We start from the raw sequence: 15,210 nt of genomic DNA on the forward strand, positions 1-15,210 counted from the left end.
CGCAGTGCCGCCGTCGTGCGGCAGAAGGAGTGCAAGCGTGGCAGACAAGCCGGAGGAGCCGGAGCGCGGCGACCTCGTGCCGCGGGACGGGGAGACGAGGTTCACACCGTCCCCGCTCGAGATCGACACGAAGCTGAGCATCGCCGTCGACCTGCCTCCCGCGCCGCCCCAGGAGGTCCCGGAGGACGAGGCCGCCGTCGCGATCGACGACGTCCCGGTCGACCCGGGCTTCGTCGCGTCGCCGACCGAGCCGACCACGACCTCCGTCGCGATCGTCGCCTCGCGGCTGGCGACCGGCCCGACGCCGACGCAGAAGGACGCGCCGGCCGACGACGTCGTGCCGCTGCCCGGCCACGACACGCACGACGCGTACGCCCAATCGCGTCGCGACCGGCTGCGCGGCGAGCACTCGCCGCAGCCCGAGCCCGCGGCGATGCTGACCGCCGACCGCCTGCTGGAGGTCAACCGCAAGACGCGCCCCGGCCCCGAGGGTCCGTGGCAGCGCTTCGTCTACAACACGACCTTCCGCACGGTGAACCTCGGCGACTCCGCCAAGGTCCGCGCCCGCAAGGAGCTCGACCACCGCATCCAGAAGCAGTTCGAGGGCGGCACCCGGTTCGTCCCGGTGCTCACCCGCAAGGGCGGCGTCGGCAAGACCACCATCACGACGCTGCTCGGAATGGCGCTGGCCGACGCGCGCGAGGACCGCATCATCGCGGTCGACGCCAACCCCGACCGCGGCACGCTGTCCGAGCGCGTCCCCAAGCAGACCCGCGCGACCGTGCGCGATGTGGTGCACAAGGCGGCGAGCATCGGCGGCTTCACCGATTTCTCCGCGCTGGTGTCCCGCGACGAGACCCGGCTCGACATCCTCGCGTCGGACACCGACCCGCTGCTGTCGGAGGCCTTCGACGAGAACGACTACAACGTGGTCGCGGACCTCGCAGCCCGGTTCTACTCGATCGTGCTGACCGACTGCGGCACCGGCATCGTCCACTCGGTCATGCGGGCGACCCTGCAGCGCGCCGACGAGATCGTGATCGTCTCCGGCGGCAGCGTGGACGAGGCGCGGCTGGCCTCCGAGACGCTGACCTGGCTGGAGGCGAACGGCTACACGGACCTGGTCCGCAACGCCGTCGTCGCCCTCAACACCGCGACCCACGCGACCAACCTGGTGAAGCTCGAGGAGATCGAGTCGCACTTCCGCTCGCGCGTGCGCGAGATCGTCCGCATCCCGTACGACCCGCAGCTCGCCGCCGGCTCCGTGGTCAACTGGAAGGACCTCAAGCCCCTGACCAAGCTGTCCGCCCGGGCGCTCGCCGCGCTCGTGGTGGAGGGCCTGCCCGCCGAGCGCGCCTGATCCCGCTCCCGTCCCACCCCGCGCAGCCCGCGCTCTAGGAGACCCCCGTGACCGAACGTCAGATCCGCCTGTTCGGCGACCCCGTCCTGAAGACCCCGTCCGCGCCCGTCGGCGACATCGACGAGGGCGTCCGCGGCCTGGTCGAGGACCTGATCGACAGCGTGATCCCGCCGGGGCGCGCGGGCGTCGCTGCCCCGCAGATCGGCGTCGGCCTCCGGGCGTTCAGCTACAACGTCGACGGTGAGGTCGGCTACATCATCAATCCAGAGCTCGTGGAGGTCTCCGGCGAGCCCGAGCTGGTCGACGAGGGCTGCCTCTCGGTGCCCGGCTTGTGGTTCAAGACGGCGCGCTACCCGTTCGCGCGGGTGCGCGGCATCGACCTGGACGGCAACGAGATCGAGCTCTCCGGCACCGGCGTGATGGCGCAGGCGCTGCAGCACGAGACCGACCACCTGGACGGCAAGCTCTACCTCGACCGCCTCGACAAGGACACCCGCCGCGAGGCGATGCGCCAGGTGCGGGAGAGCGACTGGTTCTGAGTCCGTAGACTCGGTGCATGGACATCGCAGTCACCGGAGGATCGGGCAAGCTCGGACGCACAGTCGTCCGCGAACTACGCGCGGCGGGTCACACCGTCGTCAACCTGGACGCGACAGGGGAGCGCGGCAGCGGCTTCGTGCGCGTCGACCTGACCGACTACGGCCAGACGGTGGACGCGATCCTCGGGGTGAACGACCTGCACGACGGCTTCGACGCGATCGTGCACCTCGCCGCCATCCCGGCGCCGGGCATCCTCAGCGACGTCGCCACGTTCCACAACAACATCCGCGTCACGTACAACGTCTTCCAGGCCGCGCGCCGGGCCGGCATCAAGAACGTCGTCTACGCGTCCAGCGAGACCGTGCTCGGTCTCCCGTTCGACGTGCCGCCGCCCTACATCCCGGTCGACGAGGACTACCCGGCGCGCCCGGAGTCGACCTACTCGCTGGTCAAGCACCTCGAGGAGCAGATGGCGATCGAGCTGACCCGCTGGGACCCGTCGCTGAAGATCGTTGCGCTGCGCTTCTCCAACGTGATGGAGCCGGCCGACTACGCCGCCTTCCCGTCGTACGACGCGGACGCGCGGGCGCGCAAGTGGAACCTGTGGGGCTACATCGACGCCCGCGACGGCGCCCAGGCCATCCAGAAGGCCCTGGAGTGGGACACGACCGGCTTCGACCGCTTCATCATCGCGGCGGCGGACACCGTGATGAGCCGCCCGAACGCCGAGCTGGTCGCCGAGGTCTTCCCGGGCGTCCCGCTGAAGCGCGACGACCTCGACAACACCGAGACCCTGCTGTCGATCGACAAGGCGCGCCGGGTGCTGGGGTACGACCCCCAGCACTCCTGGCGCGACGAGGTGTAGCCCTTCCGCGATTCGTGCCGAATGTCGCGTATGGCTGCGCCATTCGCAACATTCGTGCCGAATCGCACCGTGGCGCGAACTGACGATTCGTGCCGAATGTCGCGTTTGGCCGTGCGATTCGCGACATTCGGCACGAATGTGCGCGGGAACGTGAGGCGCGATTCGTGACGAATCGCGTGGGCGCGGGTGGATGTGGAGAACGCGGGTTCTCCACGGATGTGCTTGTGCGACGGATCGCGGCGCGCGTGGCAGCCACGATGGGGGCATGCGAACACCACATCCGCTTCCGGCTGCGCTGACCGGCGTCGCCTTCACCCCATCGGACGCACGCCGCGCGGGGGTGAGCGCGTCTCGCCTGCGCGCCCGAGACCTTCACAATCCGTTCCACGGCATCCATCTGTCGGTGGCGCCGGAATCGCTTCGGGAACGGTGCCATGCGTACCTTCCGCTCCTGGCTGAGGGCGCGTACTTCAGCCATCGGACCGGTGCGGCGCTTCTCGGCGTGCCGATGCCGACCGCTGCGGACGACGAGCCGCTCCACGTGTCCGTGGAGTTCCCGCGATCTCCGCCGCGCGGCCGCGGGGTGGTGGGGCACAGCCTGGGGAGCCTGGCGGGTGGGATCGTCGACGGCCTCCCGGTCAGTTCGGCGGCGCACCTCTGGTGCCAGCTTTCCGGAATGCTCTCCCGCGAGGATCTCGTGGCGGCGGGGGACTATCTGGTCGGCGCGCGCAGGCGACCGGCTGTCGCCGCTCTCGATGAACTCGTCGTCGCGGCGGACGAGCTGCAACGCACCAAGGGTGCACGTGCACGCGCTTGGGCGCTGCCCCGGATTCGCCCGGGCACGGATTCGCGGCCCGAGACGCTGTTGCGTCTGTTCCTGGAGGCTCGAGGCTACCGCGGACTCGAGGTCAACGTCCCGGTCAAGGTGGGGCGCCGGCGTCCGGAGCTGCACCCGGACCTCTCCATCCCGGACCGGAGGCTTGCCTTCGAATACGAAGGCGACGGGCACCGCGTGGACCGCCGGCAGTGGCACGTGGACATCGAGCGGCGCGACCTCCTCGAGTCGCACGGCTGGCGCGTCGTCCGGGTGACCGCGCACGATCTGTTCGGCGACCGTGAATCGTTCGCCCAACGCCTCAACCGATTCGTGCCGAATGTCGCCTTTGGCGGCGCCAAAGGCGACATTCGGCACGAATCGTGGGGCGGCTAGTGCGCCAGCGAGATCCCCTGCGTGCTCGGGTTGCCGCTGTAGACGCCGTCGATCACGTCGGCGAAGTCGGCGAGGATCACGTTGCGCTTGATGCTGAGCTTCGGAGTGAGGTGGCCGCTGGCCTCCGTCAGCTCCGTGGCGAGGATGACGAACTTGCGGATGCTCTCGGCGCGGGAGACGCCCTGGTTGGCCGCGTCGATCGCGCGCTGGATCTCGGCGTTCACCGCCGGGTTCACCGACGCCTCGGCGAGGGTCATGTCCTTGTCCTCGCCGTTGTTCGCCAGCCAGGTCGGCAGCATCTCGGTGTCGAGGGTCACCAGTGCCGCGATGAAAGGCTTCTGGTCGCCGACCACGATCACCTGGCCGACCAGCGGGTTCGCTCGGATCGGGTCCTCCAGCACGGCGGGGGAGACGTTCTTGCCGCCCGCGGTGACGATGATCTCCTTCTTGCGGCCCGTGATGGTCAGGTAGCCGTCGTCATCGAACGAGCCGAGGTCGCCGGTGCGGAACCAGCCGTCGTCGAACGCCGCGGCGGTGGCCTCCGGGTTCTTCCAATACTCCTTGAAGACGTTGACGCCCCTGACCTGGACTTCGCCGTCGGCGGCGAGCCGCAGGTCGACGCCGGGGAGGGCAGGGCCGACGGTGCCGATCTTGAACATGTCGGGACGGTTGACCGTCGCCGGCGCCGTGGTCTCGGTCAGGCCGTAGCCCTCCAGGATCTTGATGCCGAGGCTGTGGAAGAAGTGGCCGAGGTGCGCGCCGAGCGGCGCCGAGCCCGAGACGGCGTACTTCACGCGGCCGCCCATCGCTGCGCGCAGCTTGGAGAACACCAGCCGGTCGTAGAGGGCGAACTTCAGCTTGAGCCCGAACGGCACCGAGCCGGCCTCGACGGCCTTCGAGTGCTCGACAGCCACCTCGGCGGCGGCGCGGAAGATCTTGCCGCGGCCGCCGGCCTCCGCCTTCTGCTCGGCCGAGTTGTAGACCTTCTCGAACACGCGCGGCACCGCCAGCAGGAAGGTCGGCTTGAAGCTCGCCAGCGCCGGCAGCAGCTGCTTGGTGTCCGCCTGGTGGCCGACCTTCACGCCGGCGGTGACGCACAGCGCGGCGATGAAGCGGGCGAAGACGTGGGCGGTCGTGATGAAGAGCAGCGTGGAGGCGCCGCCCGGCTGCATCACGACCTCCTTCAGCGCCTCGGCGGAGTTGCGAGACAGCTCGACGAAGTTGGAGTGCGTGAGCACGCAGCCCTTGGGGCGGCCGGTCGAGCCGGAGGTGTAGATCAGGGTGCCGATGTCCTCGCCGCGGGCCAGGTTCCTGCGGCGCTCGATCTCGGCGTCCGGCACGTCCACACCGGCGGCGACGAGCTTGTCGAGGTCGCCCAGGTGAAGCTGCCAGACGTCCTGGATGAGGGGGAGGTCGGCGTGCACCTCGTCGAACCGGGAGAACATCTCCGCGGTCTCCAGGATGACGGCCTTCGCGCCGGAGTCGGACATGTTCCACTGCACCTGCGCGGGCGACGACGTCTCGTAGATCGGCACGAGCACGGCCCCGGCGAACCAGGTGGCGAAGTCGATCAGCGTCCACTCGTAGCGGGTCTTGCACATCAGGCCGATCATGTCGCCCGGCTGGATGCCGGCGGCGACCAGGCCCTTGGCGAGCGCGACGACCTGGCGGTGGAACTCCGCGGCGGTCACATCCCGCCAGCCGTCTCCGTCCGGGATGCTGAACAGCGCGGCATCCGGAGTCGCTGCGACCCGCTGCACGAGCAGGTCCGTCGCGTTGGCCTCCGGGTCGGCGGGGACGACGGCGGGGGTTTCGAACTGGTTCACGGTAGCTCCCTCGATACCGGGCGGGCGGGTAATCGGGCCGAATCGCTCCGGCTCGCAGTGGTTGATTACACTCTAGATGGTGCGGCAGGGAGTCTCCCGAGACGGCCCGGTCCGCGACCATCACCTCCACCCGACCCACGCCCACCCGGAAGGGGCCCGCCTGTGCACGCCATCGGAATCGACATCGGCGGGACCAAGATCGCGGGAGCCGTCGTCGACGAGCTCGGCGCGATCGTCCGCGAGGACCGGGTGCCGACCGACGCGACGCGCCCCGAGGAGATCGAGAACGCCGTCGTCGCGATGATCGAGCGGCTGTCGGACGGGCCGGAGGAGATCGCGGGGGCGGGCGTCGCCGCCGCGGGCTTCATCGACGCGGCGCAGTCCACCGTGTACTACGCGCCGAACATCAACTGGCGGCACGAGCCGTTCCGGGAGAAGCTCGAGAAGCGCATCGACCTCCCGGTGCTGATCGAGAACGACGCCAACGCGGCGGGCTGGGCGGAGTTCCGCTACGGCGCCGGCCGGCTGGTCAGCGACATGGTCATCCTCACCATCGGCACCGGCGTCGGCGGCGCGATCGTCAGCAACGACCGGCTGTTCCGCGGCGGCTTCGGCGCCGGGGCGGAGATCGGCCACATGCGCGTGGTCCCCGGCGGCCTGCCGTGCGGCTGCGGCGCGCACGGCTGCATCGAGCAGTACGGCTCCGGCCGGGCGCTGCAGCGGATGGCGAACGAGCTCGCCGACGCGGGCGGCATCGGGCAGTCGCTCGCCGACATCCGGATGCGGAAGGGCGAGCTGAGCGGCAGCGACATCTCCGGCCTCATCATGGCGGGCGACCCCGGCGCGCTCGCCGCCCTGCGCCAGCTCGGCGACTGGCTCGGCCAGGCCTGCGCGAGCCTCGGCGCCATCCTCGACCCGCAGCTGTTCGTGTTCGGCGGCGGCGTCGCCCAGGCGGGGGAGCTGCTGCTGGAGCCGATCCGTCAGGCGTACCTCGAGAACCTGCCGGCGCGCGGCTACCACCCGGAGCCGGAGTTCAAGATCGCGGAGCTGGTCAATGACGCCGGAGTGGTCGGCGCGGCCGACCTGGCGCGCCTGCACGCAGCGCTCTGACACGTGCCGCCGCGGGAATGCGTCGTGAGCCGGTTCTCCCGGTGAGCGGAGCAGGGCACTAGGCTTTCGATCGATGTTCTACTGGCTGATGAAGAACCTGATCGCGGGGCCGCTGCTCCGGGGAGTCTTCCGTCCCTGGGTCGTGGGGCTGGAGAACGTCCCGGCGAACGGCGCCGTCATCCTCGCCAGCAACCACCTGTCGTTCATCGACTCGATCTTCCTGCCGATCGTCGTCGACCGCCACGTCTCCTTCCTCGCCAAGAGCGACTACTTCACCCGGCGCGGCCTGAAGGGCTGGGCCACGCGCGCGTTCATGAACGCCACCGGCCAGCTCCCCATCGACCGCTCGGGAGGCAAAGCCTCCGAGGCGTCGCTCAACACCGGCCTGGCGGTCCTGGCGCGCGGCGAGATCCTCGGCATCTACCCGGAGGGCACCCGCAGCCCCGACGGCAAGCTGTACCGCGGCCGCACCGGCGTCGCGCGCATGATCCTGGAGGCCGGCGTCCCCGTCGTCCCCGTCGCGATGATCGACACTGCGGAGATCATGCCGATCGGCAAGCGGCTGCCGCGCATCGGCCGGATCGGCATCATCATCGGCGAACCGCTCGACTTCTCCCGCTTCGAGGGCATGGAGGGCGATCGCTTCATCCTCCGCTCGGTCACCGACGAGATCATGTACGCGCTGCACGGGCTCGGCGCCCAGGAGTACGTGGACGTCTACGCCAGCACGGTCAAGGAGAAGCGCGCCGCCCTCGCCGCCGACCCGGCCTCCCCGCCGCCGGTCGCGGTCCCGTCACAATCCGCTCCCTCGGCTCCGGAGGCCCGTCCGGCGCGATAGGCTCGGGTATCCCAATACACCCGACCGAGCGGAAACAGAACAGTGCTGCAGACCACAGATCCCGTCGTGAAACCTGACGACTCCGTGATCGAGGGCCTGGACTATTGGCGCACGCTCCCGATCAAGCAGCAGCCGCAGTGGCCGGACCCGGAGGCCGCGGCCGCGGCGTCCGCGGAGATCGCGACCCTGCCGCCGCTGGTGTTCGCCGGCGAGGTGGACCAGCTCCGCACCCGGCTCGCCCGCGCGGCGGAGGGCAAGGCGTTCCTGCTCCAGGGCGGAGACTGCGCCGAGACGTTCGCGGGAGCGACCGCGGACCAGATCCGTAACCGCGTCAAGACCGTGCTGCAGATGGCCGTCGTGCTGACCTACGGCGCCTCCGTCCCCGTCATCAAGATGGGCCGGATGGCCGGGCAGTTCGCCAAGCCCCGCTCCAGCGACACCGAGACCCGCGGCGGCGTGACGCTGCCGGCCTACCGCGGCGACATCGTCAACGGGTACGACTTCACCCCGGAGTCGCGCGCGGCCGACCCACGCCGGCTGATCCAGGGCTACCACACGGCCGCCTCCACGCTGAACCTCATCCGCGCTTTCACGCAGGGTGGCTTCGCCGACCTGCGCGAGGTGCACAGCTGGAACAGGGGCTTCGCCGCGAATCCCGCCAACCAGCGCTACGAGGGCCTCGCCCGCGAGATCGACCGCGCCATCAAGTTCATGGAGGCCGCCGGCGCGGACTTCGACGAGCTGACCCGCGTGGAGTTCTACAGCAGCCATGAGGCCCTGCTGATGGACTACGAGCGGCCGATGACCCGCATCGACTCGCGCACCGGAACGCCGTACAACACGTCGGCGCACTTCGTCTGGATCGGTGAGCGCACCCGCGACCTCGACGGCGCGCACGTCGACTTCCTGTCGCGCGTCCGCAACCCGATCGGCGTCAAGCTCGGCCCGACCACGACGGCCGACGACATGCGCCGCCTGATCGACACGCTCGACCCCGAGCGCGAGCCCGGCCGCCTGACCTTCATCACCCGGATGGGCGCCGGCAAGATCCGCGACGCCCTCCCGCCGCTGCTGGAGGCCGTCAAGCGCTCGGACGCCAATCCGCTCTGGGTCACCGACCCGATGCACGGCAACGGGCTGACCACGCCGAACGGCTACAAGACGCGCCGCTTCGACGACGTCGTGGACGAGGTCAAGGGCTTCTTCGAGGCGCACCGCGCCGCGGGGACGCACCCGGGCGGCATCCACGTGGAGCTCACCGGCGACGACGTCACCGAGTGCCTGGGCGGCTCGGAGCACATCGACGAGGAGACCCTCGCCACACGCTACGAGTCGCTGTGCGACCCGCGCCTCAACCACATGCAGTCGCTGGAGCTGGCCTTCCTGGTCTCCGAGGAGCTCAGCCGCGGCTGAATCTCCCGCGCCGGCGAACGCTGAAGGGCACGTAAACGCCCCTAAAACCACGTTTTAGGGGCGTTTACGTGCCCTTCGAGTAGGTGCGGTACCGCTCAGAAGCCGGCGAAGTTGACGGTGACCGTCGAGCCCTTGGGGGCCTGGGTGCCCGCGTCCGGCGAGATCTTCGAGACGACGAACGCGCCGGGCAGGAGGTCGGCCGCTGCGCTGTACTTGAGCTGGAAGCCCGCCGCCTGAAGCGCCGCCTTGGCCTTGTCCCAGGTCTGCCCGACCACGTCGGGCACCGGCACCGGCTGCGGCCCGCGGGAGGTCTCCAGCGCGACGGTGTCGCCCGGGCGCACCGGCTGGCTCTGCGGCTGCGCCGAGATGACGTCGTCCTTGTCGATCGTGTCGCTGTAGCTCTGCGGACCCGCCGTGGCGTGCAGGCCGACCTTCTCGAGCGCAGACGTCGCGGCCGAGACCGACTTGCCCGCGACGTCGGGGATGGGGCCGACGGAGACGACGAGGTTGACCGCAGCGGCCTGGAAGTAGCCGCCGCCTCCGGAGAGGTCGCTGCCGTCGGAGGCGCGCGCCGCCGAGATGACCGTGTTCGCAGGAACCTTGGCGTCGAACTGCTGTGCGACGTCGCCGACCTTCGCGCCCGCGCCCGTGATGGCGGACTTCGCCGCGTCGACGTTCTGCCCCGCGAGGGCCGGGATGGTGACCGGCTTCGGGCCCTGCGAGACACGGATCGTTACCGTGCTCCCGCGGTTGGCCGACGCGCCGGCCTTCGGGTCGGTGCTGGAGACCTGCCCGGAGGGGACCGTGATGCTGTACTCCTGCGCCTGGACCGTCTTGAAGCCCAGGTTCGTCAGCGTCGTGGAGGCCGCGGCGGGCGCCTGGGAGACGACGTTCGGCACCGTGACGAACGAGCCGGGCCCGGAGCCGAAGTACCAGCCCGTGCCCCCGGCGACCGCGGCGAGCACCAGGACGAGCGCGAACAGCCACCAGCCCTTGCCGCGCCGGCGCCCGGCGGCCCGGGTCAGGGTGTCCGTCGCGGTCGGCGTGCTCGACGCGACCTGCTGACGGATGGCGGGGTTGATGATCTGGGTGTCGCCGTCGGCGATGTCGAACGCGGGAGGCAGCACCATCGTGGGCTGCATGACCGCGTCGCCGCGGATCGACTTCTCGGCCTCGATCAGCCGGTCGAGCATCTCGCGGGCGTCGGAGGGCCGGCGGTCCGGGTCCTTCTCGGTCGCCCACAGCACGAGCTCGTCCAGCTCCGGCGGGACGGCCGGGTTGGCGCTGCTGGGAGCGGGGACGGGATCGTTCGCGTGCTGGTAGGCGATCTGCATCGGCTGCTCGCCGTGGAACGGCTGCGTGCCCGTCAGCATCTCGTACATCATGATGCCGAGCGCGTAGATGTCGCTGCGCGCGTCGGCCACGCCGCGGGTGACGAGCTCGGGGGAGAGGTAGGCGATCGTGCCGAGGAGGGCCTGGCCGGTCGCCGTGTTCGCGCTGGCGGCGCGGGCGAGGCCGAAGTCGCCGATCTTGATCCGGCCGTCGTCGGCCAGGAGGACGTTCTCGGGCTTCAGGTCGCGGTGCACGATGCCGGCCTTGTGCGCGGCCGCGAGACCGCTCAGCACGGCCTCCATGATGTCGATGGTCTGCTCGGGCGTCAGCTTGCCGTAGTCCTTGAGCAGGTCGCGCAGCGTGATGCCGGGCAGGTACTCCATGACCAGGTAGGCCATGTCGGAGTCCTGGCCCTGGTCGAAGACGTTGACCACGTTGGGGTGGGCGAGCCGGGCGGCCGAGCGGGCCTCCTGCACGAAGCGGCTCTTGAACGTGTTGTCGTCGGCCAGGTGGCCGTGCATGACCTTGATCGCGACACGCCGTTCGAGGCGCAGATCGGTGGCGAGGTACACCGTCGCCATGCCGCCCCGGGCGATCCGCGAGCGCACCTGATAGCGGCCGTCGATGAGACGTCCGATCATCGGGTCGGTTTGGCTCGTGGTCACGGATCGAGTCTAGGGAACGGGGCGGCCCGGAAACCTGCAAAACACCGGTGTGCGCCGGGGCTGTGATCCGGCTGTGACCTTCGGGGCGTCGCGCCCCTCAGCCGAGCTGCGCCAGCCACGCGCGCGCCGAGGTCTCCCACTTGGCGTAGGCGGTCGGGAAGGCCGAGATCTGCACGGCCTGAGCGGCCTGCGTGACGGACATCGAGGTCCAGCCGGGGATGTCGAGAAGGCCGCGGGTGCGGCCCTTGTTGGGGTTGTTCGCGCCGCCGTAGAAGGCGAGCGTCGCGCGGGTCGGGTCGAGCACCTGGTCGGGCGTGCCCCAGCCGGTGCTCGGGCGCTGCTGGAACAGGCCCAGGGAGTCGCGGTCGCCGTAGCGGACGTTCTTCAGGCCGGACTCCTGGGCCGCCGCGGCGAGGGCGATGACGATGCCCTGGGCGGGGACGCCCTCCTGATGGCCGATCCGGATGATCAGCTGCGCGTTGGCGCGCATCTCGTCGGTGAGCGGAACGACCTGGCCCGGCTGGATGACCGGGGTCGGCGCCGGCGCCGGCGCGGTGACGACCGTGGCGGGCGCCGCGATCGGGGTGTTCACCGCCGCTGTGGTCATGCCGGGGATGGCGAGTTTCTGGCCGGGGTAGATGATGCTGGCGCCGCTCAGGCCGTTGGCGCTGAGGACGGCGGACGTGCGGAGGCCGAACTTGGCCGCGATGCCGCTGACGGTGTCGCCGCGCGCGACGGTGTACGACGTCCCGGAGGGGGCGTGGGCCGCCGCCGGGGCCGGTGCGGGCGCGGGCGGAGCTGGCGCCGGCGCCGCCGCCGGCTTGGCCGCGCCGCTCAGCGCGAGCACCTGACCGGGGAAGATCAGGCTCTTCCAGCTCAGGCCGTTGAGCGCGAGCACGGCGGCCGTGGACATGCCGAAGCGTGCGGCGATGCCCGAGACGGTGTCCCCGGTCTGGACTCTGTAGCTGGTAGGTGCGGCCGCGATCTCGACCTGGGCGGGCGCTGTCGCGGAGGCCTCAGGGGCAGCGGCGCTGCGGATGGTGTTCCGTGCTCCGCCCGCATCCCGATTCGCTGTGACGTCTCGGTTCTCCGGGGCCCGGTCGCGCACCTCGCCGGTCGCGGCCTGCGCGGGGGTGAGCAGGTTGAGCGTCACCGCGATCGAACCGGCGATCGCGATCGGCACCGTGCCCAGCATCCGCCGGTTCGTGCTCTCGCTCAGAGACATGGTCGACCCCCTCATGAGTGACAAAACCGTTGTCCACGCTGACACACTGTGAGTAAGGAGTCAACCAATGTGGCTGCTGTGACAACAGTTAACACAACCGTAACATTCGCTGGATCATGTGATCGCCCGCCGGACGTGGCACGCTTGTCTCTGTGAACGAGCAGGTCCAGGCCACCGAGTGGCTCACCATCCCCGACCTCGTGGAGCAGCTGGGACTCGGCGTCAGCCGTGTCCGCCGCCTCATCGAGGACCGTCATCTCGCGGCGAAGCGCATCGACGGCGTCCTCAAGGTCCCCGCCGTGTTCCTGCGCGACGGGGAGCCGCTCGGCGAGCTGCACGGCACGCTCATCGTGCTGGCCGACAACGGCTTCGACGATGACGAGGCGGTGGACTGGCTGCTCGCCGACGAGGAGAGCCTCGGCACGGCTCCCATCGAGGCGCTGCGCGCCGGCCGCAAGGCCGAGGTGCGCCGCGTCGCCCAAGCGCTGGCCTGAGCCCGGCGCCGCTCAGGCGGTCAGGACGCCCGGCGGGTGACCGTCACCGCGAGCTCGCGGAGCTGGGCGCGCGCCGCCGGCCCGATCGGCGCCTCGTCGAGGGCTTCGATCGCGCTCGCGACGTTGTCCGCGATCATGCGCTCCACCTTCTCCACGGCGCCGGAGTCCCTGATCGTCATCTGGAGGGTCTGGATCTGCTGCGGCGTCAGGTCCGGGTCGCCGAGCAGCTCGTCCAGCGTCGCCCGCGCTCCGGCCGGGACGGCCTGCCGGGTAAGCGCGATGAGGACGGTCCGCTTGCCCTCGCGCAGATCGTCGCCGCTCGGCTTGCCGGTGACCTCCGCGTCGCCGAAGACGCCGAGCAGGTCGTCGCGCAGCTGGTACGCGATGCCGAGGGGGAGGCCGAAGCGGCGGAGGGCGTCGAGCTGGCCGACCGTCGCGCCGGCGAGGCTGGCGCCGATCAGCAGCGGCGACTCGATCGAGTACTTGGCCGACTTGTAGACGATGACCCGCTCGGCTCGGGCGAGCTGGTCGGCGTCCGGGCGCCCGGCCCAGCCGATCTCCTCGAAGATGTCGAGGTACTGCCCGGCCGTGACGTCCAGGCGCATCCGGTTGAACTCCGCCCGGGCCGACCGCCTGGCCGCCGCGCTGACGGTCTGGGTGAGGCCTTCGTCGAAGAGCTCGTCGCTGAGGATGAGCAGGTAGTCGCCGAGCAGCGTCGCCGCTCCCGTTCCGAACGCGGCGCCCGAGCCCTGCCAGCCCTCCTGGTCGTGCAGCCGCTCGAAGCGGCGGTGCGCGGAGGGAGCCCCTCGGCGGGTGTCGGAGTTGTCGATGAGGTCGTCGTGCACGAGCGCGGCGGCGTGGAACAGCTCCAGCGCGGAGGCGACGGAGACGACCGCGTCGAGCGGGCCGCCGGCGGTCACGGCCGCGTCCTCGCCCGGCTCATCACCCGCCGTCCGGACCGCCTGCCAGCCCCAGAAGCAGAACAACGCCCTGAAGCGCTTCCCGCCGCTGAGAAAATCCCTCGAAAAAGCCGCGATCGGGGAGAGTTCATCGGCGATGGAGACGAGAATGGATGCACGCGCATCGAAGAATCCATCGATTCTTGACTGGATGAGGTCGACGAATCGGATGCTTTCGGACACACGTATAGCCTAGTCAGAGTGGTGCGGCTACAATCGGCCACACAACGCCTAGAACCCGCTAGAAAGAGGGGGATCCGGATGCCGCTTTCAGAACATGAGCAGCGCCTCCTCGAAGAGATGGAACGCAGTCTCTACCAGAACGACGCGGACTTCGTCGCCAAGGTCGGAGGCAAGCGGGCTCGCCCCGCCTACCGCTCGATCGTCCTCGGAATCCTCGTCGCCGTCATCGGCGTGGCGGTCCTCGTGACCGGCGTCTTCGTCCAGCTCCCCATCGTCGGGATCCTCGGTTTCGTGATCATGTTCGGCGGCGTGCTGCTGGCGATCGCGCCGGGCAAGCGCGTGGCGATCGATCCCGACGCCGCGGCGTCCGGCTCGTCGGGCAAGCCGACGCGCGGGCAGCCCGGCTTCATGGACCGCATGAACGACCGCTGGGACAAGCGGCAGGACGGGCAGCAGTAGCCCCTCCACTCCGCTCCCTCTTCCCTTCGACATGAGGGCCGATCTTCGGATCGGCCCTTTTTTGTGCGCCCGGCGCTCCCCGGGGGCTCCTTCACCCTCCATTTCCCTCCACCGGGTTATCCCGCGTGATTCCGCGGCACAAACACCCCTAAACGGGGCAAAATTCCCGATTGTGCTGATTTTGTGGATGGGAGTGGAGTAAAGTGGAGGCACACCGCAACCGTGGCCGGGAGAGTGGGGGTGGCACCGATGTTCCTCGGCACCTATGCCCCCAAGCTGGACGAGAAGGGGCGCATCATCCTGCCGGCCAAATTCCGGGATGAGCTCGCGTCCGGGCTCGTCCTGACCCGTGGTCAGGAGCACTGCGTCTACGTCTTCTCGCAGCGCGAGTTCGAATCGCTCCACGAGAAGATCCGGCAGGCGCCGGTGACCAGCAAGCAGGCCCGTGACTACCTGCGCGTCTTCCTCTCGGGGGCGAGCGCGGAGGTCCCGGACAAGCAGAACCGGGTCACCATCCCGACCCCGTTGCGGTCGTACGCCGGGCTCGACAGAGACCTGGTCGTGATCGGCGCGGGCAGCCGCGCCGAGATCTGGGACGCAGAGGCGTGGGAGACCTACCTCGCCGAGCAGGAGGCAGCATTCGCGAACACGGAGGAGGAGGTGATCCCGGGACTGTTCTAGCGCCTGGCGCCGGACTCCCAGCCATACGCCCTGACACCACTTCCCCGGTG

Annotated in this window: 14 protein-coding genes; 10 read left to right on the forward strand and 4 right to left on the reverse strand. The window is 70.1% G+C overall.

Translation table 11 applies throughout. The features are described 5' to 3' along the window. Nucleotides 1–37 precede the first annotated feature (37 nt). From F1C12_RS01270 to F1C12_RS01285, 4 genes are all read left to right on the forward strand, one after another. Nucleotides 38–1,360, forward strand: coding sequence for a MinD/ParA family ATP-binding protein (locus F1C12_RS01270; RefSeq protein ID WP_185277079.1), 1,323 nt, complete (start codon nucleotides 38–40; stop codon nucleotides 1,358–1,360). 47 nt (nucleotides 1,361–1,407) lie between these two features. After that, entirely contained in the window at nucleotides 1,408–1,899 is a 492-nt protein-coding gene (def, locus tag F1C12_RS01275) for a peptide deformylase (protein ID WP_185277080.1), read from the forward strand. 17 nt (nucleotides 1,900–1,916) lie between these two features. Next, nucleotides 1,917–2,765: an NAD-dependent epimerase/dehydratase family protein gene (locus F1C12_RS01280; protein WP_185277081.1), complete on the forward strand. Its 849-nt coding sequence runs from the start codon at nucleotides 1,917–1,919 to the stop codon at nucleotides 2,763–2,765. Between the two features lie 265 nt (nucleotides 2,766–3,030). Beyond that, entirely contained in the window at nucleotides 3,031–3,975 is a 945-nt protein-coding gene (locus F1C12_RS01285; protein ID WP_185277082.1) for an endonuclease domain-containing protein, read from the forward strand. Here F1C12_RS01285 and F1C12_RS01290 read toward each other — a convergent pair. Next, nucleotides 3,972–5,801 (reverse strand): AMP-dependent synthetase/ligase, encoded by a 1,830-nt coding sequence (locus F1C12_RS01290; RefSeq protein ID WP_185277083.1) that lies wholly within the window; start codon nucleotides 5,799–5,801, stop codon nucleotides 3,972–3,974. The two genes, F1C12_RS01285 and F1C12_RS01290, sit on opposite strands and share 4 nt — an antisense overlap. 162 nt (nucleotides 5,802–5,963) lie before the next feature. Here F1C12_RS01290 and F1C12_RS01295 point away from each other — a divergent pair, with 162 nt between their 5' ends. The 3 genes from F1C12_RS01295 to F1C12_RS01305 all read left to right on the forward strand — a co-directional run bounded on the left by F1C12_RS01295 (nucleotide 5,964) and on the right by F1C12_RS01305 (nucleotide 9,162). Continuing rightward, the gene (locus F1C12_RS01295; RefSeq protein WP_185277084.1) at nucleotides 5,964–6,911 is read left to right on the forward strand and encodes an ROK family glucokinase; all 948 of its coding nucleotides are present in this window, start codon (nucleotides 5,964–5,966) and stop codon (nucleotides 6,909–6,911) included. A 73-nt stretch (nucleotides 6,912–6,984) separates the two neighbouring features. After that, complete coding sequence (locus tag F1C12_RS01300) at nucleotides 6,985–7,749, forward strand: lysophospholipid acyltransferase family protein (protein ID WP_185277085.1); 765 nt, start codon at nucleotides 6,985–6,987, stop codon at nucleotides 7,747–7,749. Between the two features lie 84 nt (nucleotides 7,750–7,833). Next, nucleotides 7,834–9,162: a class II 3-deoxy-7-phosphoheptulonate synthase gene (locus F1C12_RS01305; RefSeq protein WP_185278714.1), complete on the forward strand. Its 1,329-nt coding sequence runs from the start codon at nucleotides 7,834–7,836 to the stop codon at nucleotides 9,160–9,162. A gap of 95 nt (nucleotides 9,163–9,257) precedes the next feature. Here F1C12_RS01305 and pknB read toward each other — a convergent pair whose 3' ends face one another. Both pknB and F1C12_RS01315 read right to left on the reverse strand, forming a co-directional pair. Continuing rightward, entirely contained in the window at nucleotides 9,258–11,159 is a 1,902-nt protein-coding gene (gene pknB / locus F1C12_RS01310) for a Stk1 family PASTA domain-containing Ser/Thr kinase (RefSeq protein WP_185277086.1), read from the reverse strand. A gap of 97 nt (nucleotides 11,160–11,256) precedes the next feature. After that, nucleotides 11,257–12,384 (reverse strand): LysM peptidoglycan-binding domain-containing protein, encoded by a 1,128-nt coding sequence (locus tag F1C12_RS01315; protein WP_185277087.1) that lies wholly within the window; start codon nucleotides 12,382–12,384, stop codon nucleotides 11,257–11,259. Between the two features lie 152 nt (nucleotides 12,385–12,536). Here F1C12_RS01315 and F1C12_RS01320 point away from each other — a divergent pair, with 152 nt between their 5' ends. Beyond that, a complete protein-coding gene (locus F1C12_RS01320) occupies nucleotides 12,537–12,878 on the forward strand; it encodes an Rv2175c family DNA-binding protein (protein ID WP_185277088.1) in 342 nt (113 codons plus the stop codon). 20 nt (nucleotides 12,879–12,898) lie between these two features. On the opposite strand, the gene F1C12_RS01325 is transcribed toward F1C12_RS01320, so the two are convergent. Then, nucleotides 12,899–14,020 (reverse strand): polyprenyl synthetase family protein, encoded by a 1,122-nt coding sequence (locus F1C12_RS01325; protein WP_185277089.1) that lies wholly within the window; start codon nucleotides 14,018–14,020, stop codon nucleotides 12,899–12,901. 78 nt (nucleotides 14,021–14,098) lie between these two features. On the opposite strand from F1C12_RS01325, the gene F1C12_RS01330 reads away from it, so the two are divergent. Beyond that, entirely contained in the window at nucleotides 14,099–14,479 is a 381-nt protein-coding gene (locus tag F1C12_RS01330; protein ID WP_185277090.1) for a DUF3040 domain-containing protein, read from the forward strand. 249 nt (nucleotides 14,480–14,728) lie between these two features. Beyond that, entirely contained in the window at nucleotides 14,729–15,160 is a 432-nt protein-coding gene (mraZ, locus tag F1C12_RS01335) for a division/cell wall cluster transcriptional repressor MraZ (protein ID WP_055916780.1), read from the forward strand. Nucleotides 15,161–15,210: the final 50 nt, after the last annotated feature.

This window comes from Leifsonia shinshuensis (assembly GCF_014217625.1).
Taxonomy (GTDB): domain Bacteria; phylum Actinomycetota; class Actinomycetes; order Actinomycetales; family Microbacteriaceae; genus Leifsonia; species Leifsonia shinshuensis_A.